Origin of the sequence: Burkholderia sp. AU30198, assembly GCF_020419825.1 — a bacterium.
Classification (GTDB): Bacteria; Pseudomonadota; Gammaproteobacteria; order Burkholderiales; family Burkholderiaceae; genus Burkholderia.
Window position 1 is genome coordinate 129,842 of sequence record NZ_JAIZSA010000005.1, and the last position, 24,093, is coordinate 153,934.

22 protein-coding genes and 3 pseudogenes are annotated in these 24,093 nt (G+C 67.9%); 8 read left to right on the forward strand and 17 right to left on the reverse strand.

Features of this window, described 5'->3' with window-relative positions; genetic code table 11:
- Window positions 1–92 precede the first annotated feature (92 nt).
- On the reverse strand, window positions 93–935 hold the full coding sequence (locus LGN19_RS13710; protein ID WP_122949838.1) for a hypothetical protein: 843 nt from the start codon (window positions 933–935) through the stop codon (window positions 93–95).
- 270 nt (window positions 936–1,205) lie between these two features.
- Between LGN19_RS13710 and LGN19_RS13715 the strand changes: the two genes are divergently transcribed.
- Window positions 1,206–1,556: a hypothetical protein gene (locus LGN19_RS13715; protein WP_226215227.1), complete on the forward strand. Its 351-nt coding sequence runs from the start codon at window positions 1,206–1,208 to the stop codon at window positions 1,554–1,556.
- 82 nt (window positions 1,557–1,638) lie between these two features.
- On the opposite strand, the gene LGN19_RS13720 is transcribed toward LGN19_RS13715, so the two are convergent.
- Complete coding sequence (locus LGN19_RS13720) at window positions 1,639–1,980, reverse strand: rhomboid family intramembrane serine protease (RefSeq protein ID WP_226215229.1); 342 nt, start codon at window positions 1,978–1,980, stop codon at window positions 1,639–1,641.
- Window positions 1,892–3,432 (reverse strand): annotated as a pseudogene (locus LGN19_RS13725) (AAA family ATPase). Before LGN19_RS13725 ends, LGN19_RS13720 begins: the two are co-directional and overlap by 89 nt.
- 490 nt (window positions 3,433–3,922) lie before the next feature.
- Between LGN19_RS13725 and LGN19_RS13730 the strand changes: the two are divergent.
- From LGN19_RS13730 to LGN19_RS13740, 3 genes are all read left to right on the forward strand, one after another.
- Window positions 3,923–4,396: a hypothetical protein gene (locus LGN19_RS13730; RefSeq protein WP_122949840.1), complete on the forward strand. Its 474-nt coding sequence runs from the start codon at window positions 3,923–3,925 to the stop codon at window positions 4,394–4,396.
- 143 nt (window positions 4,397–4,539) lie between these two features.
- Window positions 4,540–5,010 carry a universal stress protein gene (locus LGN19_RS13735; protein ID WP_226215233.1) on the forward strand — a complete coding sequence of 157 codons (471 nt, stop codon included), beginning with the start codon at window positions 4,540–4,542 and terminating at the stop codon, window positions 5,008–5,010.
- A 139-nt stretch (window positions 5,011–5,149) separates the two neighbouring features.
- Window positions 5,150–6,139: a zinc-dependent alcohol dehydrogenase family protein gene (locus LGN19_RS13740; RefSeq protein WP_226215234.1), complete on the forward strand. Its 990-nt coding sequence runs from the start codon at window positions 5,150–5,152 to the stop codon at window positions 6,137–6,139.
- Window positions 6,140–6,164: 25 nt separating this feature from the next.
- Here the strand turns inward: LGN19_RS13740 and fnr are convergent, their stop codons facing one another.
- The 3 genes and pseudogenes from fnr to LGN19_RS39925 form a co-directional block, all read right to left on the reverse strand.
- Window positions 6,165–6,938, reverse strand: coding sequence for a fumarate/nitrate reduction transcriptional regulator Fnr (gene fnr / locus LGN19_RS13745; RefSeq protein ID WP_226215235.1), 774 nt, complete (start codon window positions 6,936–6,938; stop codon window positions 6,165–6,167).
- Window positions 6,939–7,275: 337 nt separating this feature from the next.
- Window positions 7,276–7,923, reverse strand: a complete 648-nt coding sequence (locus LGN19_RS13750; protein WP_174962675.1) for a response regulator transcription factor — start codon at window positions 7,921–7,923, stop codon at window positions 7,276–7,278.
- Window positions 7,920–8,285: pseudogene (locus LGN19_RS39925) on the reverse strand (sensor histidine kinase); the annotation flags it as partial. The gene LGN19_RS13750 and the pseudogene LGN19_RS39925, both read right to left, overlap by 4 nt.
- A gap of 677 nt (window positions 8,286–8,962) precedes the next feature.
- On the opposite strand from LGN19_RS39925, the gene LGN19_RS13760 reads away from it, so the two are divergent.
- Window positions 8,963–9,433 (forward strand): universal stress protein, encoded by a 471-nt coding sequence (locus tag LGN19_RS13760; protein ID WP_122949846.1) that lies wholly within the window; start codon window positions 8,963–8,965, stop codon window positions 9,431–9,433.
- 48 nt (window positions 9,434–9,481) lie between these two features.
- Here LGN19_RS13760 and LGN19_RS13765 read toward each other — a convergent pair whose 3' ends face one another.
- From LGN19_RS13765 to LGN19_RS13780, 4 genes are all read right to left on the reverse strand, one after another.
- Entirely contained in the window at window positions 9,482–10,315 is an 834-nt protein-coding gene (locus tag LGN19_RS13765) for a universal stress protein (RefSeq protein ID WP_122949847.1), read from the reverse strand.
- Window positions 10,312–10,815 (reverse strand): universal stress protein, encoded by a 504-nt coding sequence (locus tag LGN19_RS13770; protein WP_226215237.1) that lies wholly within the window; start codon window positions 10,813–10,815, stop codon window positions 10,312–10,314. The genes LGN19_RS13765 and LGN19_RS13770 overlap by 4 nt, the downstream gene beginning before the upstream one ends.
- 83 nt (window positions 10,816–10,898) lie before the next feature.
- Window positions 10,899–12,098, reverse strand: a complete 1,200-nt coding sequence (locus tag LGN19_RS13775) for an acetate/propionate family kinase (protein ID WP_226215238.1) — start codon at window positions 12,096–12,098, stop codon at window positions 10,899–10,901.
- 8 nt (window positions 12,099–12,106) lie between these two features.
- On the reverse strand, window positions 12,107–12,946 hold the full coding sequence (locus LGN19_RS13780; RefSeq protein ID WP_174962684.1) for a universal stress protein: 840 nt from the start codon (window positions 12,944–12,946) through the stop codon (window positions 12,107–12,109).
- A gap of 395 nt (window positions 12,947–13,341) precedes the next feature.
- Here LGN19_RS13780 and LGN19_RS13790 point away from each other — a divergent pair.
- Window positions 13,342–13,551: pseudogene (locus tag LGN19_RS13790) on the forward strand (phosphate acyltransferase); the annotation flags it as partial.
- Between the two features lie 41 nt (window positions 13,552–13,592).
- Window positions 13,593–14,633 (forward strand): zinc-dependent alcohol dehydrogenase family protein, encoded by a 1,041-nt coding sequence (locus LGN19_RS13795; RefSeq protein WP_226215239.1) that lies wholly within the window; start codon window positions 13,593–13,595, stop codon window positions 14,631–14,633.
- 70 nt (window positions 14,634–14,703) lie between these two features.
- On the opposite strand, the gene LGN19_RS13800 is transcribed toward LGN19_RS13795, so the two are convergent.
- Window positions 14,704–16,107, reverse strand: a complete 1,404-nt coding sequence (locus LGN19_RS13800; RefSeq protein WP_122949853.1) for an MBL fold metallo-hydrolase RNA specificity domain-containing protein — start codon at window positions 16,105–16,107, stop codon at window positions 14,704–14,706.
- Between the two features lie 286 nt (window positions 16,108–16,393).
- Between LGN19_RS13800 and LGN19_RS13805 the strand changes: the two genes are divergently transcribed.
- Window positions 16,394–16,840: a hypothetical protein gene (locus tag LGN19_RS13805; protein WP_226215240.1), complete on the forward strand. Its 447-nt coding sequence runs from the start codon at window positions 16,394–16,396 to the stop codon at window positions 16,838–16,840.
- Window positions 16,841–16,868: 28 nt separating this feature from the next.
- Here the strand turns inward: LGN19_RS13805 and LGN19_RS13810 are convergent, their stop codons facing one another.
- The 6 genes from LGN19_RS13810 to LGN19_RS13835 all read right to left on the reverse strand — a co-directional run bounded on the left by LGN19_RS13810 (window position 16,869) and on the right by LGN19_RS13835 (window position 24,061).
- Complete coding sequence (locus tag LGN19_RS13810; RefSeq protein WP_226215242.1) at window positions 16,869–17,024, reverse strand: hypothetical protein; 156 nt, start codon at window positions 17,022–17,024, stop codon at window positions 16,869–16,871.
- 87 nt (window positions 17,025–17,111) lie between these two features.
- Window positions 17,112–18,236: an ABC transporter permease gene (locus LGN19_RS13815; RefSeq protein ID WP_122949855.1), complete on the reverse strand. Its 1,125-nt coding sequence runs from the start codon at window positions 18,234–18,236 to the stop codon at window positions 17,112–17,114.
- Between the two features lie 2 nt (window positions 18,237–18,238).
- Window positions 18,239–21,034, reverse strand: a complete 2,796-nt coding sequence (rbbA, locus tag LGN19_RS13820) for a ribosome-associated ATPase/putative transporter RbbA (RefSeq protein WP_226215244.1) — start codon at window positions 21,032–21,034, stop codon at window positions 18,239–18,241.
- Window positions 21,031–22,104, reverse strand: coding sequence for an HlyD family secretion protein (locus tag LGN19_RS13825; RefSeq protein ID WP_122949857.1), 1,074 nt, complete (start codon window positions 22,102–22,104; stop codon window positions 21,031–21,033). The genes rbbA and LGN19_RS13825 overlap by 4 nt, the downstream gene beginning before the upstream one ends.
- Window positions 22,101–23,609, reverse strand: a complete 1,509-nt coding sequence (locus LGN19_RS13830) for an efflux transporter outer membrane subunit (protein WP_226215246.1) — start codon at window positions 23,607–23,609, stop codon at window positions 22,101–22,103. Before LGN19_RS13830 ends, LGN19_RS13825 begins: the two co-directional genes overlap by 4 nt.
- An 89-nt stretch (window positions 23,610–23,698) precedes the next feature.
- A complete protein-coding gene (locus tag LGN19_RS13835) occupies window positions 23,699–24,061 on the reverse strand; it encodes a hypothetical protein (protein WP_226215247.1) in 363 nt (120 codons plus the stop codon).
- Window positions 24,062–24,093: the final 32 nt, after the last annotated feature.

Here is a 24,093-nt window from a genome sequence, read left to right on the forward strand (position 1 = left end):
GCGTGTCTATCGCGCCGGATATCCTCGTGCGGTACGTGTGATGTCCCGGCAACCGGGCGCGCCGTATTCCGATGCGCGCCCGTTCACGTGCATCAGGCGGTGAAAATCCGGCGTTGATAGTCGAGGATCAGCCGGTCGATGTCATGACCGGAACGCCGCGGCTGGCTTTTCGGCTCGAGCCAGATCCATCGCATCATCCGGTAACGCGCCTCGACGCACATGAGCCACGCGTCCCAGTCCGACCAGTGGCGCAGCAACGGGATGTTGCGAATGTCCCGCAAGCCGTCGCGAATCTCGTACACGTGGAAATGCTCGCTGGCGCGCTGGCTCAATTCGTCGAACGCGCGTGCGGCTTGCTCCGGGTCGGCCAGCAGGAAATCATGGATTTCGATGATGACGTGGCTGCCGGACAGCTGTTCCAGCAGCGCGTGGTCGAACAGCTCGAACTCCGCGCCCTCGATATCGCACAGGATGACCCGTTCGGCCGGCTCGCCGCCGTGCTCCGCCAGGATGACGGGCAGGTTGCGATCGGCCTGGCCGAACACGGCGACCCGGTCCGCCAGCCCCATCTCCGCGGCGCGATGCTGGATGGCCTGGCGGCGCTGCTCGTCCATTTCGAAACACACGCTGCGGGCGAAGACGTTGTTCCGGACCAGGCCGATGCCGAAAATCCCGTCGGCGGCCCCCAGGTCGACCAGCACCTTTTCGGGCGAGCCGAGCGCTTCGAGAATCGCGCAAACGGCGATCTCGTAAGTGCCGAGCAGGTAGCCGCCCACCGCGACTTCCGCCCAGTGGCTGACGCCGATGGGTAAGCCCCGAAGGATGCCGTACTGGACGATCGAGCCGGTCTGCTCACGCAGTAACTGCGTCAGATAGTGCAGACGAAGATTCGCGGCCTGAATCGAGCTTTGGCTGAAGTACTGCGCGTGGTCCATTTTTCTCGGTCTCCCGGGGTGAAGAAGCGCGTCGGAAAGGCGGCGATGACGGGATGTCGTCTGTGAATGCGACGCGTGTTGCTTTGCGTTGCCTGGGAGGAGAATATAACGCGCTTGTTGCGGCAGGGGGCGAGAGCGGCTGGCGGCTGACGTGGCATCGGTCGCGGGCTCGAGAAGAGAGGGATGTGTCGGCCTCCCTGAAAGACATCGCTGGGGATCGTTGCGATTTCACCTATCGATCAGGCGATTGGGCAAGCCAGAGTGGATGCGATGGATTTTGGCACCATTCGCCCGTCACTCGCCTGGTACCCATCCAATTTCATTTGGAAGATTCCAATGATTGAACTCGAGCAGTACTACGGAGGCGACGAATCCTGGGAAAATTTCTCCGGTTTATTTGCCCAATACATCGACCTCCCGGAAGTCAAGGAGTTGGCCGCGGATCTCAACGGCCACATTGATCTCGCTTATACGATCTATTGGGTGGCTGGCCCGAGATCGGCCAAGAAATGGATTGTTTCGAATGTGCCAGCACTCGACGGAATTCGGCCTGTCGATTGCGTCAATGATCCAGCGCTTGTCAAGCGTCTACGCGAGTGCCTGATGCGCATGCCAAATTGAGCGGCGAAATACGTTTGAAACTCGACGCCTATGGAACCGCTCGGGCGTGTCAGTTCGTCAACGAAGATCACGCATCGCGCTTTCAGGTGCCCGTCACGTGGCGGCCGCGGCACAGGCGGCGCGCGTGTCCCAGCACGCGTTCGACGTCGGGGCCGAACATGCAGAGCCCGAACATGTTGAACGAGACATGCGCGAGACCCGCATGCAGCCTGCCGCAGGTCAGCGACTGCCAGATGTGGAAATCAGCTGCCGCAGGCGCCCCCGTCCGTGAAGGCGGCCACCGACGAGCAGCCAGCCGCTCGTTTCGACGATGAATCCGGCAAGCTTCGCCAGAATCAAGGTGCAGGTAATGGGAAAGCCATCCGTGGAACGAGCGTGGCGAGCAACGGCGCCCAGAACGCACGGCTTCCGTACGCCGCGACATCGCAGTCGGTCTCGAAGCGGATCGCGATCGCGGCCTCGGACCCATCCAGCGGGTCGGCATGCTCGATCTGCCGGGCCAGTACGGCCGTGTCGGCGTCGGATGCGTCCCGCCCGCGTGCGGCCCGGGCCGCGACACGCGCGGCGAGCGTCGCGTGGCTCGCGGTGAAGTCGAGAATCGCGACGCGCACGCCGAGCTGCGCGGCGAGCGAGATGAAGGTCGCCCGGTTGTGTCGGTGCAGGAACGTCGCATCGACGATCGCCGTGTAGCCGCTGGCGAGCACCACGCCGGCCTGCGCTTGCAGTTTTTCGTAGATCGCGTCGATGGCCGTGTCCGAGTAAGCGGCAGCAGGCAGCCGGGTGTGCTCGGGCGCGCAGGCATCGCGCTTGCGCTCGACGTCGCTGGACAGCCTGATCGCGCCGAGCCGTTCCGCCAGCGAGCGGCTGGCCACCGATTTGCCCGAGCCGGACACGCCATGACACAGAAGCAGCACGGGTTGCGCATCGCGCCGCGTCTGCGCCATGTCCGACGCAACACGCAGGTAGCGGCTGCGCGCCGCCTCGTCGCCGCGCAGCCGCGCAGTCATCGCACGCACCAGCGCGCGATAGACGAAGTAGCACGGCAGCACGCCTAGTGCCGCATGGTCGCCCGTGCGTGCGATCCATCCGGACAGGAGACGGTGAGCGCAGTCAGTGCGCCCGCGGGCGGAATAATCCATCAGCGCAAACGCGAGATCGCTCGCCACGTCGATCCAGCGCAGCGTGTCGTCGAACTCGATGCAGTCGAACATCAGGATGCGGTTTCGCCAGCGGACAATGTTCTCGAGATGCAGGTCGCCGTGGCACGCGCGCACGAAGCCGTGCGCATGCCGCTCGGCGAGCCACGGCACGATGCGGGCCAGCTCGGCCTCATACCAGCGGCGCAGCGCGGCTTCTCCGGGCACCGTGACGTCGAGCGTGTCGCACAACGGCCGGCATTGAGCCGCGACGCTCGCCACGCTGCCCGGGCGGCCGCGCGGCGCCCGGCGTGGCGCGTGAAGGTGATGGCGGGCCAGTGTCTCCGCGAGTGCGTCTGCGTCCGCCAGCCCCACGTCGCGCGACGCGCTGCGCACCGATAGCATCGCAGCCGCATCGAACCGGCGCATGCGCACCACATACTCGCCCGGTACCGCCGCGTGCCGGCGAACGGCCGGTTGAGCGTGCACTCCGCGAGCGCGCAGCGGCGCCGCTGCGCGGGGCGCACCAGATCGACGAAGGCGAATCGAACGGGCTTGATGCGCTTGTACGCATAGCGCCCCGCCAGATACACGACGGACAGGTGCGTTTCGATCCGTTCGATCCGGCCGGCGGGGTGCGCATAGGTGGCGGGCCGACGCAATGCGCGATCGAACTGCATGGTCTTTCGTCGTGCGGCTCCGCGACTCGACTTGAACGGCAGGCGTAGTGCTCGGGTCATGGTGAACGGATCGATGGGCAGGGTGCCGGCATGTCGCAGCGCCAGCGGGTTGTAGTCGAACGGAAACGGCACGTTCCCGTCTGCTCGATGTCGCGGGATCGGGACGGCAGGCCCGGGGGCACGCGTGCGACGCCCCTCATTGCAGCCGACTGTCGCCGGTTCCGGCTTGATGCGTGTCAAGCGCGTCGATGGTGCGTCTGCGGACGGCTTCCCGAGGCCCGGCGCCGGTGCGGTATCAGCGCAACGCCGTCCGCATTCACGCCTTCGACAACCTTCCGGCTCGTGCGCACCGCACCGTACCGGCACGCGATTGACGCAGGTCAACCGCATTCCCCATGGCCGCCATACAGTCGATTCGAGCGTTCGGGCGATGCGGCACATGACCGCGTGCTGAATGCGGGCAGTCAGCCATCGCACGGCCGGATGGTTGTCGAGCGGATTCATGCCGCCCGATTTCGAGCGGAACTCGATGTGTTGCGGAGCAGTGGCGATGAAACAACGCGGATGGGCGGTCGGCATGCTGCTGGCATTGGCGGCATGTGCCGGTCCGGAACGGAACGCGGCTTTCCGGTCGACGGAAACGCAATTGTTCGCGACGCGCCAGGCCGCGGTGCTGCGGTGTTCGACACCTGCCGAGTGCGACCGTGCGTGGGACTTCGCACGCCGCTACGTCGAAGCACATTCGTCGACCCGAATCACGCGCGCCGGAGCGGAGACGATCGAGACGGCGCCCCCGTTCCTGGCCGGCGAAGTCTATTTGTGGGCATCACGCACGGCGTCGGGTGGCGGCGCGTCGGTGATCCGGCTCAAGGCGATGTGCAAAGGCATGTACGACAGCGATGGGGGCCCGGGCTGGCAGTACGACGCATGCGCGACGAAGATCCTCGACATCGAGCGAGGCTTCGGGGCGTACGGGAACCTGGCGCGCTCCCCGGATGCGCCGACGTCGGTCGTGCCGCGATGATCCGGTGCTTCGCGCCGACGCGCATGCCGGTTCGCGTGTGATTTCGAACCGTTGATTTCCGTCAACGCCTGCGTGCGGCGAACGCCGATGATGAAAACCAATCCGAACGCCGCCGGCGCGTCGGGTCATCCAGCGAGGTCGGTATGTACACGAACATCATGGTCGCCGTGGACGGCAGTCCTTCATCGCAACGGGCGCTCGACGAGGGCCTGAAGGTGGCGCGATCATGTGGCGCACGCCTGTTCGCGGTTTTCGTCGTCGACAAGTCGCTGCTGATCACTTACAGCGGGCGCATGGATCCGGATGCATTGCTCGACGAGATCCGGCGCGACGGTGCGTCGGTCCTGCGACACGTGGAACGAACCATCGCGTACGCGGCAGTCAACGGCGAAACGGAACTCGTCGAGACCGAGCTCGGCGAGGATATCGCCGCACGGCTGCAGCGCTACGTCGCCGACCGGTCGATCGATCTGGCCGTGGTCGGCACCCACGGACGGCGTGGCGTCCGGCGGCTGTTCCTCGGTAGCGTCGCCGAACGTTTCCTGCGTGGATCGAGTTGCCCGGTCCTGCTGGTGCGCGGCAGTGACGCCGCACCGGCCGCGGCGGCGGCGTGACGCTATTTCATCGTGTCAGCAACCGGCCGGCGGCCGTTGACCCACGTCAAGCGCGCGTCACCGGGGCGTGCGCAACCGGCGGCAGGCGACTAGCCTTGGAATGCGAAGCGCGCGCGAACGATCGCGCGGGGAGGCGAGCATGCTTGCGATGATGTTTGACGGCACGACACCGCACCTGCGCGAGGCGCGCGTGCCGGACCCGCTGCCGGCGGCGGGCCAGTTGCTGATCGACGTACACGCATGCGGCGTATGCCGGACGGATCTCCACGTCGTCGACGGCGAACTCGCGCATCCGAAACTGCCGCTGATCCCGGGGCACGAAATCGTCGGCACGGTGCGCGCGCTCGGCGCAGGCGTGACGGGCTTCGCCGTGGGCGATCGCGTCGGTGTTCCGTGGCTCGGGTCGACGTGCGGCCATTGCGCGTATTGCACGACCGGCCGCGAAAATCTGTGCGACACCCCGGGATTCACCGGTTATACGATCGACGGCGGCTACGCGGAGCGCACCGTCGCCGACCATCGGTATTGCGTGCATCTGCCGCGGCGCTATTCCGATCTCGAGGCCGCGCCGCTGCTGTGCGCCGGCCTGATCGGTTATCGAACCTTGCGCATGGCGGGCGATGCGCGTCGCATCGGCATCTACGGCTTCGGCGCGGCAGCGCATCTCGTCGCGCAGGTTGCGCATGTCGAGGGGCGGAAGGTGTTCGCGCTCACGAAGCCCGGCGATACCGTGGCGCAGCAGCTGGCACGTTCACTCGGTGCCGCGTGGGCAGGCGGCAGCGACGAGGCGCCGCCGGAGCCGCTCGATGCCGCGCTCATCTTCGCGCCGGTCGGTGCACTGGTGCCGGCCGCGCTTCGCGCGCTCGACAAGGGCGGGATCGTCGTGTGCGGCGGCATCCACATGAGCGACATCCCCGGCTTTCCGTACGCGTGGCTGTGGGGCGAGCGCCGCATCGCGTCGGTGGCCAACCTGACGCGGGCCGACGCCGTCGAATTCATGCGGATCGCCGATGCGATGCCGCTGCGGGTCGAGGCCGTCCGCTACGCGCTGACCGACGCGAACCGCGCGCTCGACGACTTGCGCTCGGGGCGCGTGTCGGGCGCCGCGGTGCTCGGCATGCGCGGCTGATCCACGCGCCGCGTGCGCGGCGCGGTCAGATCCGCCCGAGGCCTTCCGGATCGACGATGCGGATCTGCTTGCCTTGCGCGGCGACGAGCCCGTTGTGCTGGAACTTCGACAGCATGCGGCTGACCGTTTCGAGCTTCATCCCGAGATACTCGCCGATCTCGTCGCGCGTCATCCGCAGCACGAATTCGGCGGCGGAGTAGCCGCGCGCCTTGAAGCGCGAGGAAAGGTTAAGCAGGAACGCGGCCACGCGCTGCTCGGCGGTCATCGTGCCGAGCAGCAGCATCAGCGCGGATTCGCGGACGATTTCGCCGCCCATCATCTGGTACACGTGATGCTGCATCGGCCGCACCTCGCGGCACATCTGCTCGAGCTGGCCGAACGGAATGATGCAGACGGTGCTGTCCTCGAGCGCGACCGCATCGCCGTTGTGGTGCCCCGTGTGCACGCCGTCGAGCCCGAGCGATTCACCGACGATCTGAAAACCGGTGATCTGCTCGTCGCCGTCGCGATGCATCACGACGGTCTTGAACGACCCGGTCCGCACCGCATAGATGCTGTTGAACGCGTCGCCCGCGCGAAACAGCGTGTCGCCGCGTCTGACGTGCCGCGTCGTGCAGATCATCGCATCGACACGCGCGAAATCGTCGGGCGAAAGGTCAGCCGGCATGCAGACGGTGCGCAACGAACACGTCGAACAGCGGGACGCGGCGCGCTTCGGTTGTTCCGCCCGTTCGACGGGATGCAACGGGACGAACGGGCGTAACGGCATGGTCGGCGAAACATTGGCATGACTCTGCATGATCGGCTCCAGTATGTTGGGGACAGCGGCGAAGCGCCGTGCGGCGGGATCGCGCTGGTGGTAGCGCCGGCGGCTCTGGTGGTAGCCGCCCTCATAGGGGAAGCACCGCGCCCGACGGGCCGGGAGACCTGTCCCGACGGCGATTGCCGCCGTTGCTCCGCGAGGCGCGTGCTTGTTTTTCTTGATCCGGAGTATGGATGTTGCGCGGCGTCAAGGAAATCAGCAGGCGTTGAAGATGCGGTAGGGCACTTGGAAGCGTTGTAGGCGGTTTCCTACACGGGTGCGGCATTCTGTCTCGGGCGACGTGGCGGAGCAGCGGTCGCGTGCCGCAGCCGCATCAGAGATCGTCCGGATCGTCGAACAGCTTGTGGCGCATCGCATAGCGTACGAGCGCCGTGTCGTTCGGCATCTGCATCTTCTCGAGAATCCGCGTCTTGTACGTGCTGACCGTCTTGACGCTGACACAAAGTGCCTCCGCGATTTCGGAAATCGACTCGCCGGTGGTGACACGCCGGAACACGTCGAACTCACGGTCGGACAGGCGCTGGTGCGGCAGGAGATCGGTCGGTTCGTTCAGGCTCTGCGCAAACTGTTCGGCCATGGTCAGGCTGACATAGACGCCCCCGGCCGCGATCTTGGTCAGTGCCGCGACCAGCTCGGCGCTCGCGCTCTCCTTGGTCATGTAGCCGGACGCGCCGGCGCGGAAGGCGCGCACCGCGTATTGCTGCTCGGCGTGCATCGTCAGCACGAGGATATGCAAGGCCGGTTTCTCGTCCTTGATCTGCTTGATGAGCTCGACGCCGTTCCGGCCAGGCATCGACAGGTCGAGCACCAGGACATTCGCGGCCGTGTCACGCACGAGCGCGATGGTGGACGCACTGTCGCTGGCTTCGCCCGCGACTTCGAACCCGCTTGCGCTCTGCAGGATGTGCCGCAGGCCGTCCCTGACGAGGGCGTGGTCGTCGGCGATGAGTACCCGGATCATGACAGCACATCTCCTTGCTCGATGGCGTGAAGCGGCAACGCCACGGTAATCGCGAATCCCGTTCCCGGCCGGTTGTCGATCGTCACCGTGCCGTCGGGCATGGGTGCGCGCTCGCGGATGCCGATCAGGCCGAACGACGGACGATCATGCTCGTCGCGAGCGCTTTCCGTTGCACCGTGACCGTTGTCCGCGATGCGCAGCATGCGGTAGCCGTCTTCCACTTTCAACGCGAGCGTCACGTGCGTCGCATCGGCGTGCCGCGCGACGTTGGTGAGCGCCTCCTGCACGAGGCGGAACAGCGTGGTGGCCCCGGCGCTGGTGAACGCGCCATCGGCAGGGGCGATGTCCCGGTCGACCGCGACCTTGCCGCTTTCCGCCGTTCGCTGCAGCGCCAGCCGGGGCGCCTGATTGTCGTCGGCGGCGCTCGGCTCGATTCTTCCGACGCTGCGGACGGGCGACTGCAAACCGTCCAGATTGAGACGGGCAAGGTAGCGGCGCCACGCGTCGCCGGATTGCGGCACGGCCAGCGTCGATGCGAAGCCACGCGCGCCACGCAACACGGTCGCGGCGCCGAGGAGGCTGCGCCGCAGGTCGGACGTCGCGAGCGTCGCCGATTGCGCGAAGCGCGCCTGGGCGACTTCCTGCGCCCGGTTCTGCAGAAGCCGGGAGGCGACAAACGACGACGCCATGCCGCGCGCCAGCGTCAGCAGCGCGGCCAGGGTCGCATATCGCGCAGGCCGAATCCTGCGCGGAGCCGGCCCGGCCTTGAAGGAGGGCGCATTGGCTGTCATTGCCGTTCATCCTGACGGATTTTGCCGGCGGCGGGCGGGCGGCGGGGCGGGCGCGAGGCACGGGAAGCGGGGCGGGCCGACACTGCGATGTCGCCCGAAAGTGTGCGCGTTTTGTCGGGGTTAGCCAATCGGGACCGATGCGTACGCCGGCTGCCGGGAGGGCTTGACCGGCGTCAACCGGATGATGCGCGGCGGGCCCAGACTGGTTGGACATTTCAATCGAAACCGGACGGCAACAGGGAGGCAGCATGTATGCACGGATCTTTGCGGCACTCGACGGCAGCCGCAGTTCGCGACTCGCGCTCGACGAGGCAATCGCGCTCGCCCGCGATTCAGGTGGCCTGATCGTCGCCGTGTGCGTGGTTGAGGACGCGCCACGGCTGGCCGACGTCGACAGCGGCTATATCGACCAGCGCGATCCGTCAGGACTGGATGCGGACAAGGCCGCGATCGCGGTGGCGGACGCCGAGACCGCGTTTCGGCTGTGCGGTGTGCGCGGCACCGCCCGCACGATCGACGCGTGCGGCGAGAACGTGTCGTCCGTGCTGGCGCAAGCCGCCGCCGAATGCGAGGCGGACCTGATCGTGATGGGCACGCACGGGCGTCGCGGCGTGCGGCGCGCGTTGCTTGGCAGCGTTGCCGAATCGCTGGTGCGCACCGCAGACCGGCCGGTGCTGGTCGTGCGGGAGGGGCGGGGTGCGTGTGCGGCCGTGTTGTGACCGGAGCGGGCAGCCGCGAGCGGCTGCCCCGTTGTCATGTGTGCGGCGTCAGTGAGACAGCAGCACCGGTACCGTCATCGTCTCGAGGATCGTGCGCGTCGCACCGCCCAGCACGCGTTCGTGCATGCGCGCATGGCTGTACAGGCCCATCACGAGCAGATCCGCATGCAGGTCGGTCACCCGGTTCAGCAGCGTCGCGCCTACGCCGACCGACCGGTCGCGCGGCGTCGTCGAGAACGACGCGCGAACGCCGTGCCGTTCGAGGTACGCGGCGACATCGACGCCCGCCGGCGTCTTGTCCGGATCGGGTTGACCGCGGACGACCGTCTCGACGTTGACGAAGCGCGCGCGGGCCAGCAGCGGCAGTGCATCGGCCATCACGCGGGCGGCTTCGCGCCCGCCATCCCAGCCGATCAGCACGTTCTCGCCGATCGTTCGCACGTCGCCCGCGTAGGGCACGACGATCGCCGGGCGGCCGCTGCCCATCACGACATCCTCGATGAAATGGCGTGCGACGTAGGTCATGCGATCGTCGGGGTCTTCCTGGCCGAGTATCAGCAGATCGGCGTGGCGGGCGTGCAGAATGGCGGCAGCGGTCGCTTCGCCGGTCGGTGCCTGCCATTCGACGCTGCGTCCCGCGCGCTCGGCGGCCGTCAGGAATCTTTCTTCGGCGTCCTTGCGCCGCTGGTCGCACAGGCGCTCGTAGACGGCCAGCTTGAGCGGTTCGTCGGGCCTTCGCAACGGTTCGAAGAGATCCTGGCAAACCACGTAGAGGCCGATCAGATGCGCGTTCCAGCGTCCCGCGAGTTCGAGCGCGAGGTCGACGCGCGTCGCGCAGCGCTCGCTGTCGTCCAGGTGGACGAGCAGGGTCTTGTAGCTCATGACGGTTCCTTTTCGGTTGATGCCGCGGCGGTTTCGGCGGGTTTCTCCGACGGGCAGCTCGCCGGAATCATCAGGACCGGGCGCGTCGCCAGACGCAGCACGCGCTCGGCCACGCTGCCGAGGAAGAGGCGCTGAACGCCGCGCCGGCCGTGCGTGCCCATCACGATCAGGTCGGCCTCGAGTTCGTCGGCAAGCGCGACGATCCGGTGCGGAATGTCTTCGCCCGCCGGCTCGACGTTGGAGATCTGCGGCGTGCCGGCGACGTCGCGCGCCTTCAGGCGTCGCGCCGCGTCCTCGGTGACGCGCAGCCCTTCTTCACGAAAGGCGTCGACCAGGATCGACGGATCGTAGCCGTACATGTCGTAGGCCGGCACCAGGAAATCGACGACGTAGACGGGAGTCAGCCGGGCACCCGTTTCCGCCGCGATAGCCAGCGCGGCGTCGAGTGCACGGGACGACGTGTCGCTGCCGTCGAGCGCAACCAGAATGTTCGAGTACATGGCGTTTCCCTTCAGCGGATGTGGATGAAATCATCATCGGCGCGTGCGCGACGATCGCGCTGATCTGGATCAAGCGTCCCGATTCAAGCGTCCCGATTGCCGCGCAGCACGCGCACGGCGGCGCGCGCCGCGATCCACGCTTCGTTGGTCGGCTCGACGACCACCGTGACCGCGCTCGACGCGGACGATACGACCTGCGCATGGTCCGCGTTCGCTTGAGGGTCGATGGCGATGCCGAGCCAGCCGAGCGCCGCGCAGATCCGCTCGCGCAACACGGCCGAGTGCTCGCCGATGCCTGCGGTGAAGACCAGCATGTCGAGGCCGCCAAGCAGCGCGATCAGCGCACCGGCTTCACGGACGATGCGATGGACGTAGAGTGTCAGCGCATCGCGGGCCAGTGCGTCGCCGGCGGCTTCGCACGCCAGCAGCACGCGCGGGTCGCCCGATGCGCCCGACACGCCCTTGAGGCCCGACTCGTGGTACAGCATGTGACCCAGCGTATCGCCCGACAGCTTGCCGATCTCGAGCAGGTGCAGGACGACACCGGGATCGAGCGTTCCGCAGCGCGTGCTCATCATCAGGCCGTCGAGCGCCGAAAAGCCCATCGTCGTCGCGACGCTGCGGCAGTCGAGCATCGCGCACAGGCTGGCGCCGCTGCCGAGATGGGCGGCGATGACGCGGCCGTGTGCACGCGCGCCGAACTGCTCGTCGAGCGCGACCGCCAGATATTCGTACGACAGACCGTGGAACCCGTAGCGCCGCACGCCCTGGTCAAACCATACGTGCGGCAACGGCAGCAATTGCTCGGCGCGCGGTAGCGTGCGATGAAACGCGGTATCGAACACGGCGACCTGCGGCACCTCGGGAAACACGTTGCGCAGCATGTCGATTGCATCGAGGCTGTGCGGTTGATGCAAGGGCGCGAGTGGTGTCAGCGTGCGAAGCGCGTCGAGCACCGCGTCGTCAACGACGACCGGGTCGACGTACCGGGCACCGCCGTGCACGACACGATGCGCAATCGCGCCCAGCGCGATATGCGGCAGCTGCACGCGGATCCACATCGCGATCTGCGCGAGCACGGCGCGGTACGGATCGCCCGCGCCCAGCGGCAGCGTGCCGCCCGGGGCCGCGTCGAAGCGGATCGACACGCTGTTGCCCGTTGCGACCGCTTCACCCTCGTGCAGCGATCGGCGCACGGGATCGCCGTGCGGCGGATACGCAAAGACCGCGAACTTCACGCTCGACGAACCGGCGTTGACGACGAGCAACGCGAGCGTGCGCATCGACCGGTTCAGTGCGACATCAGGACCGGCATCGTCATCGACGCCAGCACCGTGCGCGTGGCACCGCCCATGACGAGTTCGCGCCAGCGCGCATGGCCGTAGGCACCCATGACCAGCAGGTCGGAACCCGTTTCATACGCACGTGACAGCAGCGTGTCGCCGACCGACTCGCCCGTGCCGGTACCGATGTCTTGCACGTTCACGTCGTGCGCATGGCGCGCCAGCATCAGCGCGGCATCGGCGGCTGGAATGCGGGTGGTCGCGGCTTCCGAATCGCCGTCGACCACGGCGACGATCGTCGTGCGCTTCGCATGCTCGATAAAGGGGAGCGCGTCGTGCGCGGCGCGGGTCGCTTCGCGGCTGCCGTCCCATGCGACGAATACCCGATCGCCGATCGACGGGAATTCGCCGGTGTATGGCCAGAACAGCACCGGACGACCGGCGGACAACACGAGGTTCTCCGGAAACTGGTCGTCGATGAAGGTTTCGGGATCGTTCGGGTCGCTTTGCCCGGCAATCACGAGGTCGGCAAGACGAGCGGCGCGCGGCACGGCCACATTCGCGCGCTCATCTGTGTGAACCCAGGTGGCCGGCACTTTTGCACGAGCGGCCTCCGCATGGAACAGTCGCTCCAGCGCGGCGAGCCGTTCGTCGCGCTGTTCGTGGTGCGCGCGGAAATAGTCGGCGGAACCGGCCATCACGTAAAACGAGTAGGGCTCCGGTGTGTAGACCGCGAACAGCCCGGTGAGATGCGCACCGAAGCGCCGGGCAAGACGTAACGCGAACTCGAGACGCGAATGCGCGCGGGCGCTCGTATCGAGGTGCACGACCAGGCTTTTGTAGCTCATCGGAATCGCTCCATCGACGGGTGATCCGCCATTGCAATCCAGTCTACGAAGCAGGGTTTCCGCGTGGTTGACTCAGATCAACGGGTGCCATGCGCGACGGTCGCACAGTGAAGCGGACGCCAATTCATCGACCGGATCGAAGGAGGCAATACGATGAGCCCCCAAGCTTTGACCACACCGAACGACGCTTGCCGCGCGGGCTGTGATCTCGCGCCGCGCATGCCAACGTTGCCGCGATGACCTTCGGGCTGTCGCCCGTGTCGCTGGCGCTGGCCATGCTCGACTGGGGCGCGCACCTGGCGGTGTCGCCGGGCAAGTGCTTCGAACTCGCGACGCAGGCGTGGCTGGCGAGCGCATCATCGGTGGCCGAACCAGGCGCGGCGGACGACGCCGACGCGGATAGCCTGGCCGTGCCCGATATCGAAGCGGGCAACCTGCTCGCGAAGCAGCTCGAATACCTGGGCGGCGCCGTCAGCGCAGGCATCGTCGTGGGCGCGCGCGTGCCGATCGTGCTGACGAGCCGCGCCGACAGCGTCGCCGTCCGGGTCGCGTCCTGCGCACTCGCGATGGTGCCGGCGCAGGTTCGGCATGCACCGCCATCCTGATGAACGATTCCGCAACCCTTTCTTTCGATGGAGGAACCGCAATGAAAGCACTTGTCTATCACGGCCCCGGGCGCAAGACGCTCGAGCAGCGGCCCATGCCGGAACTGCAGTCGCCGACCGACGCGATCGTCCGCGTGACACGCACGACGATCTGCGGCACCGACCTGCACATCCTCAAGGGCGACGTGCCGACCTGCGAACCCGGTCGCATTCTCGGCCATGAGGGCGTTGGCATCGTCGAGCAGGTCGGCGCCGCGGTCGACGCACTGAAGCCGGGCGATCACGTCCTGATTTCCTGCATCTCGTCGTGCGGCCGCTGCGAATATTGCCGCCGCGGCCTGTATTCGCACTGCACGACCGGCGGCTGGATCCTCGGGAACCGGATCGACGGCACGCAGGCCGAGTACGTGCGCATCCCGCATGCACAGACGAGCCTCTACCGGATTCCGCCGGGCGCGGACGAGGAGGCGCTCGTGATGCTGTCCGACATCCTGCCGACCGGGTTCGAATGCGGCGTGCTGAACGGCAAGGTGCAGCCGGGCTGCTCGGTCGCGATCGTCGGCGCAGGCCCGATCGGGCTGGCGGCGCTGCTGACCGCGCAGTTCTACTCGCCCGCGCAGATCATCATGATCGATCCGGACAGCAACCGGCTCGACGTGGCGCGGCGTTTCGGCGCGACCGATTGCTTCGACGGCCGCGCTGGCGACCCGGTAGCGGAAGTCATGAAAGTGACCGACGGCGTCGGCGTGGATTGCGCGATCGAGGCGGTCGGGATTCCGGCGACGTTCGAGATGTGTACGTCACTGGTGGCACCGGGCGGCGTGGTCGCGAACGTCGGCGTCCACGGGGTCAAGGTCGACCTGCACCTCGAGAAGCTGTGGGATCGCAACATCTCGATCACGACCCGGCTCGTCGACACGGTCAGCACGCCGATGCTGCTGAAAACCGTGCGCGCCGGGCGCCTCGATCCGACACGCCTGATCACGCACCGGTTCTCGCTCGACGACGTCGAGCGCGCGTACGACACGTTCGGCCGCGCGGCGCAGACGCAAGCGCTGAAGGTCATCATCGAAGTCGGCTGATGGCCGGGTAGCGCGTGACGGGAACCGGCGTGCGACGTTCGGTTCCCGTCACGTCCGGCCGGTCACACCATCACGAGGAAAGCGCGGCCGGCTCGCGTGTGTCGCCGGATTCGACCGCATCGAGATCGACGCACTGCGCATACACCGGCACCTCGCACGGCCAGTGCAACCGCTCCGCGATCCGTCGCCGCATCGCATCGGCCGCTGCCGGTTCGCCATGCGTGACGAAGGTCCGCACGGGCGCACGCTGCATCGTGCCGAGCCAGCGGAGAATCTCCTCGTAGTCGGCGTGTGCGGAGAGCGTCGTGATCGACTCGACCTGCGCACGCACGCGCACGTACTCGCCGTGGATCTTCAGCGTCGGCTCGTGCGCGGCCAGCGCCGCGCCGCGCGTGCCGGCCGCCTGGTAGCCGACCAGCGCGATCGTGTTGCGCGCATCGGGCGCGTAGCGGCTCAGGTGGTGCAGCACGCGGCCGCCCGTCGCCATCCCGCTGCCGGCGATGATGACCATCGGGCCCTGATGGTCGGCGATCGCCTTCGACTGCTCGACCGAGCGGATCATCGTGGCCGCGTGGCCGAGCGCGTTCGCTTCGGAAGGCGTCAGCCGGTGTTCAAGGATATGGTGGCGATAGATCTCGGTCACGTCGGTCGCCATCGGGCTGTCGACGAACACCGGGACGCGCGCCATGCGGCCGGAAGCCTTCAGGCGGGCGATGTAGTGCAGGATCTCCTGCGCACGGCCGACGGTGAAACAGGGCATCACGACCACGCCGCCGCGCGCGAAGGTCTTGTCGAACAGCGCGGCCAGTTCGCTCTCGGGGTCCGAATCCGGATGCAGCCGGTCGCCGTACGTCGATTCGACGACCAGGTAGTCCGCATGCGCGGGCGCCAGCGGCGGCTGCATGATCGGGTCGTGATAGCGGCCGAGGTCGCCCGAGAACGCGAGCACCTTGTGATCCCAGTGCATCACGACGCTCGCCGCGCCGAGAATGTGGCCGGCCGGCAGCAGGCGGAACGCCAGCCCGCCGCCCAGCGCGGTGCAGTCGTCGAACGCGACGGGCTTCAGCAGGTGCAGCGCGCGCTGCGCATCGTCCAGCGTGTAGAGCGGCTGCGCCGGATGATGCTTCGAGTAGCCGTGACGGTTCGCGAAGTCGGCTTCTTCCTCCTGCAGCCGCGCGCTGTCGCGCAGCATGATGTCGCAGAGTTCGGCCGTGGCCGCCGTGCAGTACACCGGCCCGCGAAACCCTTCGCGTGCCAGCACCGGCAGATAGCCGGTATGGTCGAGATGTGCGTGCGTGAGCACGACCGCGTCGAGCGTGTCGGGCGCGACCGGCAACGGGCTCCAGTTGCGCAGCCGCAGGTTCTTGGTGCCCTGGAACAGGCCGCAATCGACCAGCACGCGCCGGTTGCCGTGCTCGACCAGGTACTTCGAGCCGGTCACGGTTTCGGTCGCGCCGAGAAAAGTCAGTTTCATGGATCGCCTCACGGGAGTGAAGGGGGCAGTGAATCGATTACAGCGCGGATGCGCGCGAAGCGATTGATGGAAATCAGGGATTGCCGTATCCGTGCCCGCGGCGCGTGAGGTTCGTCCTCCAGCCGTTGCGGCTCCGGGTTGACGTCAATCAACGGCCGGGCCGGATGGCGGCACGATAGTGGTCATATGCGCGCAGGCGATGTCGTGATTCCGCCGTCCGCGCCGGCCGCGTACACGCCGTACGCAATGCGCAGCGAGATTTCGACGCTATAGGGACGAACCCATCATGACGCTGATCGCCAATCTGGACGGCGCGCGGACCGGCTACCGGCTGTGCTTCGTCCGCGCCCCCTGGGCGTGGTTCACCTGCCTGCCGCTCGATCTGCAATGCGGCCAAAGCTGGGCCGACGTGCCCTACCAGGACATCGCGCAACCGCCTTACAGCGATTCGCGCGCGCAGCTGCTGCGCGTGGCGTTCGACGCGCCGCGGCTGCTGCCGCCCGAAGCCGGCCGGCACGGGCAGGACTGGAGCGTCGAGCAGATCAACGGCGGCGCAGTGCCGTGGCTGCGCAGCGAGGAATTCGTCGACGCGATGAAGCTGGCCGTGCCGGCCGGGGCGACGCTCGCCGAATTCGTCGAGACGATCGAGGCCGCCGGCGGCACGGTCTACGGCCCGCTCGGCTGGGCCGAGCTGCCGCCCTGGCAGCGGCCCGACGTCGTGGCACATACGTAGACAGGCTGACCGCCCGCACCGTCGCGTCTCAGCCCGCGTCGCCCCAGCCGCCGCCGAGCGCGACCGTGTCCTGCAGCCGCTGGGCGACCGCCTGCGTGCGCGCGTCACCTTCGCCGAACCATTTGGTGACACCACGCGCGTCCGCAATCGCGGCCGCGACGGCTTGCGCAAGTCGTGACGTCATGATCGCGTGAAGGGTTCCGCCACGGTTGATCTGTATCAACGGGCGAATCCGGGCGCCGCGAGGGCATCCGGCCGCTTACCCGGTCGCTTACGCCATCTGCGTGATCGTCTTGCGGAAGCGCATCAGCGACAGCAGGAACAGCGCGCAACCGATCGCGAACAGCACCGCGAACTGGATCCAGACCGCATCGAGGCCGGCGCCCCGGTACAGGATGCGTTGCGCGAGTTCGACGAAATGCGTGGTCGGCGCGGCCAGCATGATGTCCTGCACGGCGAGCGGCATGCTCTCGCGCGGCGTCAGTCCGCCCGACAGCAACTGCAGCGGCAGCAGCACGAGCACCAGCAGCATCCCGAACTGCGGCATGCTGCGCACGAGCGTCGCAAGGAAGATGCCCATCGACGTCGTCGCGAACAGGTGCAAGGCCATCCCGGCCACGAACAGCGGGATGGAGCCGGGAATCGGCACGCGCAGCGCGCCGCCCACGACCAGCGTCAGCGACGCGACAGCCGCCACCGTGACGACGAGCCCCATCGACCAGACCTTCGCGAGCATGATTTCCGCCGCGGTCACCGGCATCACGAGCAGATGCTCGATCGTGCCGTGCTCGCGCTCGCGGATCAGCGCGGCCCCGGTGAGGATCATCGACAGCATCGTCACGTTGTTGATCAGTTCCATCAACGCGCCGAACCACACCTCGTCGAGATTCGGGTTGAAGCGCATCCGCATCGCGAGATCGACGGGCGGCGACGACGCGCCGCGATAGCGCCGCACGAACGCGTCGATCTCGCCCGACACGATCTGCTGCACGTAACCGCCGCCGGTGAATGCCTGGGTCATGCGGGTCGCATCGACGTTGAGCTGGATCGTCGCATGGCGTCCGGCAAGCACGTCGCGCTGGAAATCCGGCGGAATGTCGAGCGAGAACGTGTAGTCGCCGTTGTCGAGACCGCGGTCGGCCGCAGCCGCGCCGACGATCGGGGGCGGGGCGAACTGCGGCGGGAAGAACGCAGCGGCGATGCGCGCGGACAGCGGCGACGCGTCTTCGTCGACGATCGCGATCGGTACCTTGTGCAGCGTTTCCGGGCGCGCGGTCGCGGCGACGTAGATCGACGCGCTGAATGTATAGACGATCAGCACGAGCAGGATCGGGTCGCGAGCGAGGCTCCAGAGTTCCTTGACCCCGAGCCGGAAAATGACGAGCAGGCGCGACATGGTCAGCGCTCCTGTTTGCGCAGCAGCACGGCGGTCATGACGAGGATGACCGGCGCCGCCGCGAGCAGCGGCCAGAACTGCGACGACAGGTCGGCCAGGCCGAGTGCCTTGTTGAATACGCCGCGGCTGATCGCGAGCATGTAGGTGGCCGGGTAGACCGTCCCGATCCACTTGCCGGCGCCTTCCAGCGACGACAGCGGCGTGAGCAGCCCCGAGAACTGCACGACGGGAATCAGCGTGCCGACGATCGTCATGAAGATCGCGGCGATCTGGCTGCGCGTGAACGTCGACGCGAACAGCCCGATGCCCGTGGCCACCACGTTGAAGACCAGCACCGCGGCCGCCAGCGTGAAGAAACTGCCCTTGATCCGCACGCCGAACGCGAGGTCGGCCAGCACGACCATCAGCAGGAAGTTCAGCATGGCCAGCATCACGTAGGGCGCCTGCTTGCCGAGCAGGAATTCGGCCCGTGTGACCGGCGTCACGTACAGGTTGACGATCGACCCGAGTTCCCGTTCGCGGACGACGGCCAGCGCCGTCAGCATCGCGGGCAGCATCAGCAGCAGCATCGGCATGATGGCCGGGATCATCGCCGGCAGGCTCCTGACGTCCGGGTTGTAGCGATAGCGCACGGCGATCTCGACTGCCGGTGCGAGCGACACGCCGAGCCGGCGCTTGGCCTGGTCGCGCAGCCAGTTCTCGTGCATGCCGGCGACATAGCCGCGGATCGTCTCCGCGCGCATCGGCATCGCGCCGTCGATCCACACGCCGATCTCGACGCGCCGGCCGTGCGCGACGTCGCGGGCAAAGCCGGGCGGAATCTCGATCGCGAGCGACAGCTGGCCGTTGCGCATGCGCCGGTCGATATCGCGATCGTCCACGAGCGGCGCGCGCGGCACGAAGTAGCGGGAGCCGCCGAGGTTCTGCGCATAGTCCTGGCTCAGCATCGACTGGTCGTGGTCGAGCACCGCGAACGTCAGGTTGTCGACGTCGAGACTGATGCCGATGCTGATGACGCACATCAGGACGAGCGACCCGAACAGCGCCAGCGTCGCGCGCAGCGGGTCGCGCCGCAGTTCCAGCACTTCGCGCCACAGGTAGCTGCCGGCGCGTGCGGGGCTGAACCATGCGGCCGTGCGGCTGGTGCCGGCGGCTTCGGGCGGCGCGGTCAGCCAGCCCGCGTCGGACGCTTCATCCATCGGCGCGCTGTCCGCGCGCTGCGCATCGGTCAGGTACGCGATGAACGCCTCTTCGAGCGTGCCGGCACCGCGCATGCGCACGAGTTCCCCCGGCGCGGCGCTGGCGAGCACCCGGCCCGCGTGCATCAGCGAGATGCGATCGCAGCGCTCGGCTTCGTTCATGAAGTGCGTCGAGATGAAGATCGTGACGCGATCGTGCCGCGCGAGCTCGATCATCAGCCGCCAGAAATCGTCCCGCGCGACGGGGTCCACCCCCGAGGTCGGTTCGTCGAGGATCAGCAGTTCGGGCTTGTGCACCATCGCGACCGCGAGCGACAGCCGCTGCCGCATGCCGAGCGGCAGGCTTTCGGGCAGCGTGTCGAGCGCGCCGGCGAGCCCGAAGCGCTCGACCATTTCGGCGACCCGCCCCGGTACGTCCGCCTCCGGCACGCCGAACAGGCGCGCATGCAGCACGAGGTTCTGCCGCACGGTCAGCTCGCCGTACAGCGAAAACCCCTGCGACATGTAGCCGACCCGCCGGCGCGTGTCGATGTCGTCCGCGGCGACCGGCTGGCCGAACAGTGTCGCCGTGCCTTCGGAAGCGGGGAGCAGCCCCGTGAGCATCTTCATCGTCGTCGACTTGCCGCAGCCGTTCGAGCCGAGGAAGCCGAAGATCTCGCCGCGCCGGATCTGCAGGCTGACGTGATCGACCGCGACGAAATCGCCGAACCGCATCGTCAGCCCGTCGGCCTCGATTGCGTAACCGGCGGCGGCATCGGGCTGGAACGGCGCGATCCGGATCGGCTGGTGCCCGCGCCGCTGCGCGTCAGGGAGCAACGCGACGAACGCGTCCTCGAGCGTGCCGCATCCGGTGCGGGCCAGCAGCTCGTCCGGGCTGCCGGTCGCCAGCACCCGCCCGGCGTCCATCGCGATCAGCCGGTCGAACCGCCTAGCCTCGTCCATGTACGCGGTGGCCACCAGCACGCTCATCGCCGGCCGCGCGGCGCGAATGCGCCCGATCAGCTCCCAGAACTGGGCGCGCGACAGCGGATCGACACCGGTCGTCGGTTCGTCGAGGATCAGCAGGTCCGGATCGTGGATCAGCGCGCAGCACAGGCCGAGCTTCTGCTTCATGCCGCCCGACAGTTTGCCGGCGGGCCGGTCCAGAAACGGGTGCAGGCCGGTGCTGCGCGTGAGCGCGTCGATCCGGCGGCGCCGCTCCGCCGCATCGTGGCCGAACAGCCGCGCGAAGAACTGCAGGTTCTCCTCGACGGACAGCGTCGCATACAGGTTCCGGCCCAGGCCTTGCGGCATATAGGCGATGCGCCGGCAGACGCGCGCGCGGTGGCGGCGTGACGACAGGTCGCCGCCGAGGGTCCATACGCGCCCCTGCTGGATCGCGCGGGCGCCGGACACGAGCGCGAGCAGGCTCGACTTGCCGACGCCGTCCGGCCCGATCAGCCCGATCATGCGGCCGGCCGGGATGTCGAGCGTCACATCGTCGAGCGCGGCCTTGTCGCCGTAGCGCAGCGAGACGCCGGACAGGCGCGCGACCGGCGCGGGTTCCGGCGGACCTTCGGTCGCGCCTGCGGCGGTATCGGCCGGGAGCGTCGACTTCATTGAGGAACCTTGATCGTGAGGCGTGCGGGCCACGCGGCATTCGGATCCACCTTCAGCCACGCGACACCCGGCAGCCCGGTCTTGACGAGCTTCAGATGGCGCTGCAACAGGTCGCGGTCGATGCGCGCCTTCACCCGGAACATCAGCTTCTGCCGTTCGGTGGCCGTCTCGACCGTCTTCGGCGTGAACTGCGCGGTGCTCGACACATAGGACACGCGGGCCGGAATCACGTATTCCGGCGCCGCATCGAGCACGATCCGCACGTCGGCGCCGAGCGGTACCCGGCCGACAACCGTCTCGGGCAGGAAGAACGTCATGTAGACATCCGACAGGTCGACCACGTTGAGCACCTTGCCGCCGGCCGGTAGCACCTCGCCCGATTCAGCCACGCGATACTGCACGCGCCCGTCGCGCGGCGAGCTCAGGTCGCTGTCCGAGAGGTCGGCCTGCACGCGCGCAACCGTCGCCTGCGCGGCCGTCACGGCGGAATGCGCGGCGACCAGCTGGGCCCGGGTCGCGTCGATCGCGGCCTGCGCGGCCTGCACCTGCGCGCGCGCCGCGTTCACGGTCGCCCGCAGGCTGCCGGCCCGCGCGCGGTCGTCGTCGAGCTCCTGCATCGACGACGCGCCGTCGCGCGACAGCGTCTCCGAGCGCGCGAGCCGTCGCGTCGCCGCATCCAGTTCGCTTTCCCGCTGCACGACGACGGCCTCGGCCGCCGCCTTGTCGCTGCGCCGCTGCGCGACCTGCGCGTCGATGCTCGCCGCCGTGTTCACCGCCTGCTGCTCCCGGGCACGCGCTTCGTCGAGCTGCGCCTGCAGGACGACGACGTCCATACGCGCGAGCGGCTGGCCGGCCTTCACGAAGTCGCCTTCGTCGACGAGCATCGCGGTGACGCGCCCCGGCAGCTTGGTCGCGACGTCGATCTCGGTGGCCTCGATGCGGCCGTTGCCGCTCACGAGGCCGGCATCGGCCTGTCCGTCACGCCAGCGCATCCATCCGTAGTAGGTCATGCCGATCACGAGCACGGCGACGCCAGCCCCGATCAGAAGAGGGCGCTTGAGGGTTTTCATCGTGTGGATTCCGGATTCGTCGATTCGTTGGTCGGTGGCGCGGCAGGCGCGTCGCTGTCGCGCGTGGCGCCGCCGAGCGCGCCATACAGCGCGACGCGGCTCGACAGCAGCGCGCGGCGCGTCATCACCCATTGCTGCTCCGCGTTCATCAGATCCCGCTGCGCGTCGAGCACCTCGAGGAACCGCGTCGCGCCGCTGTCGTAGCGCAGCTTCGCGAGGCGGGCCCGTTCGGCCTGCGACGCCAGCGTCGCGTGCTCGATGCGCACCTCGTCGGCCAGCCAGTAACGGGACGCGAGCGCATCGGACACGTCGCGGAACGCGCTTTGGATCGTCCGCTCGTACCGCGCGAGCGCTTCGTCGCGCTGCGCGTGCGCCAGCGCGAGATTCGAGCGGTTGCGGCCGCCGTCGATCAGCGGCAGCGTCACGTTCGGGATCACCGACCAGACGCCGGTGCTGGACGTCAACAGCTCATGCAGCGCGCTGCTGCCCGAGCCGATCGAGCTCGTCAGCGCGATGCGCGGAAAGAACGCGGCGCGCGCCGCGCCGATGTTCAAGCGGGTCGCCTGCAACTCGTGCTCGGCCGCGATCACGTCCGGCCGCCGGGCGAGCAGCGACGAGGGCAGGCCGGGGGCGAGCGACGGCGCGACGGCGCCGTCGTCGAGCGTGAGCGGCGTGCCGGCCAGATCCGGCGGCGCCCCGACCAGCAACGCCAGCGCATCGGCTGCCGACGCGCGCGCCTGCTGCAACTGGGCGCCGAGGGATTCCGCCTGCTGCAGCAGGATCTCGGCCTGTGTCAGGTCGAGGCGGGAGATCGCGCCGGCCGCATGGCGAAGCCGGAAAATCCGCAGCGACTCGCGGCGCGTGTCGATCGTCGCGCGGGTCAGCGCGATGCGCTCGTCGTACTCGCACAGCGTCAGATACGCGTTGGCAACCGACGTGATCACGCTCAGCGTGGCGGCACGCCGCGCCGCGTCGCTCGCGAGATAGCGCTGCAGCGCCGCGTCCTTCAGATTGCGTACACGGCCCCAGAAATCGAGTTCCCATTGCGTTTCGGCCAGCTGGACCTCATAGACCTGACCGATGAACGGGGAGGGCGTGAGAACCCCGCCCGGTGCACGAAACCGCGCATAGGCCGCCCCGGCGCCGATCGTCGGCCACTGGTCCGCGCTGCGGATGCCGTAGACGGCGCGTGCCTGTTCGACGCGCGCAACGGCCGCGCGCAGGTCGCGATTGTTGGCCAGCGCCTGCGCGATCAGCGCCCGAAGGCGCGTATCGACGAAGTAGTCCTGCCACTCGGGCACCGGGGCAGCCGCAGTTGCAGCCGCAGGCGTGGCGCCGGACGACGGATCCGGAAAGGCAGCGGGGATCGGCGCGGCGGGGCGCCGGTCCGGCGGTGCGAGCGACAGACATCCGGACAGCATGCCGATACTCGTTGCGAGCGCAACGAAACGCACGTACCGGACAGCTGCGATGCGGAAGACGACGGGAAGCGCGATGGCGCGCATGGGATGCCTCGGCGAATACGGAAACGCGGGGTGGCGCCGCCTCGTGACGTCGCCGCTTCGGGTTCACTTATATCCGACGATTGATGCTCCTACCCTTGATCTGTATCACTTCGGCGGGAATGCGTTTCGAGCGGTGCTTCGGTTGACAGGCGCGCTGGAGCATGGCTCCGGGCCGGCGGGTGGCGCCAGACCCGACGCCGTCGCGCGCGTCGCGGCCGGTCGCCCGGGGCGAGGTTCAGCAGGATGACGAACGAGAGGATGCTCAGGATCAGCGTGACGATCGAGTACCTGAACACGCGTTCGTCGAACATCTCGGCTTGACACATAACATTCGATTGCTTCTCACATTGAATGTCTTCGCTTGCCTTGCATTGCCCGGAAAGATACTCGTCCGACTGGGCGTCCATCTGGCTCATGCGGAGAAAATGGTCGAACGCGACCGTCTTCTGCACGAGGCGCAACAGTTTGCGTCGTAATTTGTTGC

What these genes read in the sequence shown, in the direction of transcription:
- LGN19_RS13765 (WP_122949847.1), bottom strand. Translation starts at nt 10,315, where the DNA reads ATGAGCTACAAGACCCTGCTCGTCCACCTGGACGACAGCGAGCGCTGC.
- LGN19_RS13795 (WP_226215239.1), top strand. Translation starts at nt 13,593, where the DNA reads ATGAAAGCACTTGTCTATCACGGCCCCGGGCGCAAGACGCTCGAGCAG.
- LGN19_RS13730 (WP_122949840.1), top strand. Translation starts at nt 3,923, where the DNA reads ATGAAACAACGCGGATGGGCGGTCGGCATGCTGCTGGCATTGGCGGCA.
- LGN19_RS13715 (WP_226215227.1), top strand. Translation starts at nt 1,206, where the DNA reads ATGGATTTTGGCACCATTCGCCCGTCACTCGCCTGGTACCCATCCAAT.
- fnr (WP_226215235.1), bottom strand. Translation starts at nt 6,938, where the DNA reads ATGCAGAGTCATGCCAATGTTTCGCCGACCATGCCGTTACGCCCGTTC.
- LGN19_RS13760 (WP_122949846.1), top strand. Translation starts at nt 8,963, where the DNA reads ATGTATGCACGGATCTTTGCGGCACTCGACGGCAGCCGCAGTTCGCGA.
- LGN19_RS13775 (WP_226215238.1), bottom strand. Translation starts at nt 12,098, where the DNA reads ATGCGCACGCTCGCGTTGCTCGTCGTCAACGCCGGTTCGTCGAGCGTG.
- rbbA (WP_226215244.1), bottom strand. Translation starts at nt 21,034, where the DNA reads ATGAAGTCGACGCTCCCGGCCGATACCGCCGCAGGCGCGACCGAAGGT.
- LGN19_RS13780 (WP_174962684.1), bottom strand. Translation starts at nt 12,946, where the DNA reads ATGAGCTACAAAAGCCTGGTCGTGCACCTCGATACGAGCGCCCGCGCG.
- LGN19_RS13810 (WP_226215242.1), bottom strand. Translation starts at nt 17,024, where the DNA reads ATGACGTCACGACTTGCGCAAGCCGTCGCGGCCGCGATTGCGGACGCG.
- LGN19_RS13800 (WP_122949853.1), bottom strand. Translation starts at nt 16,107, where the DNA reads ATGAAACTGACTTTTCTCGGCGCGACCGAAACCGTGACCGGCTCGAAG.
- LGN19_RS13770 (WP_226215237.1), bottom strand. Translation starts at nt 10,815, where the DNA reads ATGTACTCGAACATTCTGGTTGCGCTCGACGGCAGCGACACGTCGTCC.
- LGN19_RS13750 (WP_174962675.1), bottom strand. Translation starts at nt 7,923, where the DNA reads ATGATCCGGGTACTCATCGCCGACGACCACGCCCTCGTCAGGGACGGC.
- LGN19_RS13805 (WP_226215240.1), top strand. Translation starts at nt 16,394, where the DNA reads ATGACGCTGATCGCCAATCTGGACGGCGCGCGGACCGGCTACCGGCTG.
- LGN19_RS13740 (WP_226215234.1), top strand. Translation starts at nt 5,150, where the DNA reads ATGCTTGCGATGATGTTTGACGGCACGACACCGCACCTGCGCGAGGCG.
- LGN19_RS13815 (WP_122949855.1), bottom strand. Translation starts at nt 18,236, where the DNA reads ATGTCGCGCCTGCTCGTCATTTTCCGGCTCGGGGTCAAGGAACTCTGG.
- LGN19_RS13735 (WP_226215233.1), top strand. Translation starts at nt 4,540, where the DNA reads ATGTACACGAACATCATGGTCGCCGTGGACGGCAGTCCTTCATCGCAA.
- LGN19_RS13720 (WP_226215229.1), bottom strand. Translation starts at nt 1,980, where the DNA reads ATGTCGCGGCGTACGGAAGCCGTGCGTTCTGGGCGCCGTTGCTCGCCA.
- LGN19_RS13710 (WP_122949838.1), bottom strand. Translation starts at nt 935, where the DNA reads ATGGACCACGCGCAGTACTTCAGCCAAAGCTCGATTCAGGCCGCGAAT.
- LGN19_RS13830 (WP_226215246.1), bottom strand. Translation starts at nt 23,609, where the DNA reads ATGCGCGCCATCGCGCTTCCCGTCGTCTTCCGCATCGCAGCTGTCCGG.
- LGN19_RS13825 (WP_122949857.1), bottom strand. Translation starts at nt 22,104, where the DNA reads ATGAAAACCCTCAAGCGCCCTCTTCTGATCGGGGCTGGCGTCGCCGTG.